General features: G+C 72.9%; 1 protein-coding gene and 2 pseudogenes. 1 reads left to right on the forward strand and 2 read right to left on the reverse strand.

The features are described 5' to 3' along the window. Positions 1-278, forward strand: a 278-nt coding sequence (locus AOK08_RS45330) for a hypothetical protein (protein WP_422125819.1), incomplete at its 5' end; no start/stop codon positions are given. Here AOK08_RS45330 and AOK08_RS48190 read toward each other — a convergent pair. Continuing rightward, positions 246-1218 (reverse strand): annotated as a pseudogene (locus AOK08_RS48190) (tetratricopeptide repeat protein); the annotation flags it as partial. The gene AOK08_RS45330 and the pseudogene AOK08_RS48190 overlap by 33 nt on opposite strands. Positions 1219-1221: 3 nt before the next feature. Beyond that, a pseudogene (locus AOK08_RS40390) lies at positions 1222-1573 on the reverse strand (HSP90 family protein); the annotation flags it as partial.

Genomic DNA, 1573 nt, shown 5'->3' on the forward strand with positions numbered 1-1573 from the left:
GCCTGGAACTGCTCGCGGAGCGTCCCGCGTACTTCACGGACACCGGGCAGCCGCGCAGCCGGATGGACTTCCTGGCCGCCGTGACCCTTCTCATGGACCGGCTGACCGCCATGGGCATGGGCGCCCAGTCGGTCCCCGGGCCGGACGGGCGCGACTGGACCGCCGTCGAACTAGCCGCCCACGCGCGCGCGGAGGCCCTTTCCCTGTCCGAGCGCTTCGACCTGCGCAACGGCACGCCGTACGTCGGCGAGGGCGTCCGCGCGCGCATGGGCGGCTAGTTCGACGGCGGTCCAGTCGCGCCCGTCCGGCCCGGGGACCGACTGGGCGCCCATGCCCATGGCGGTCAGCCGGTCCATGAGAAGGGTCACGGCGGCCAGGAAGTCCATCCGGCTGCGCGGCTGCCCGGTGTCCGTGAAGTACGCGGGACGCTCCGCGAGCAGTTCCAGGCCGCGCGCCTCGTTGCCGGTCAGCGCGCAGAACTCGACGTGGTCCGCGTAAGCGCCCCGCATGCTCTCCATGGGCCGCACCAGCCGGAAGCCCCGCAGATGATGCGCGCGGGCCTCGTCCGGGCGGCCCAGGCGCAGCAGGGGGCCCAGGGAGGAAGCCAGGACGGTGTGCGGTTCGTGGGCGCAGGTGAACTCGCCCTCCAGGACCGGCCGCCACAGGTCGAGCGCCTCGGCGTCCGCGCCCCGCTCGGCCCGCCACCAGCCCTGGCTGTGCAGTTCGCAGGCGTGGCAGTCGGCCATGCTGTCGCGGTCGGCGGCCAGCCAGGCCGCGTACGCCCGTTCGGCGCGGGGCAGGTCGCCGACATGCGCGGCCACACTGAACTCGGCGCCGCGCACGGCCCGTTCGGAGTGTCCGGCGAGCCGGTAGCGGTGCTCCATCTCGCCGAGCCACTTCTCGATGGAGGCCAGCGGGATGTGCGGCTGGTCCAGCATGCCCGTGGTCATCCACTTGAAGACCCAGTGCAGCGTGTGGGCCTCGTACTCGTCGAAGTCCTCGGGCCGCTCGTCCCACATGCGCAGCAGACGCGCGAAGGGGACGAACATCCGGTCCTTCTCGGAGCTGTAGTTGTAGGCCTTCAACTGGTGCCCGAGCGCCTCGATCACGGCGAGCGGGATGTTCAGCTTCTCGGCCTCGGCAAGCAGTTGCTCCGCGCGCGCGTTGCGGGCCGGCCCCTCCGGCTGCTCCGAGTTCAGGGCCATGGCCTCGCGGAGGNNCTCATCGCCGGCCGTCCTCCGTGGGCTCTGTGGGATCGCTGTGGGTGGCCCACTCCAGGAGGCCGATGAACGCACGGTTCAGCAGCGCGGAGTCCGCGGGCCGCAGCGGGCGCTGCGCCATGAGCAGGGCCTGCCCGTAGAGGGACTCCGTGGCGGTGCCGATCAGTTCCCGGTCCGCCAGCGAACTGATCCGCCGGATCAGCGGGTTGAGATGGTTGAGCACCAGCCGCGCGCGCGGGGCGCTGCCCCGCAGCGAGCCGAGGATGCCGGCCCACAGGTCGTCGGCCTGCTCCTCGGCCTCCGCGCGGGCCTGCTCGTGCCGGGCCGCCCGGTCGTCCAGGTGCAGCGCGGGC

It is taken from the genome of Streptomyces graminilatus, assembly GCF_001418565.1.
Lineage (GTDB): Bacteria > Actinomycetota > Actinomycetes > Streptomycetales > Streptomycetaceae > Streptomyces > Streptomyces graminilatus.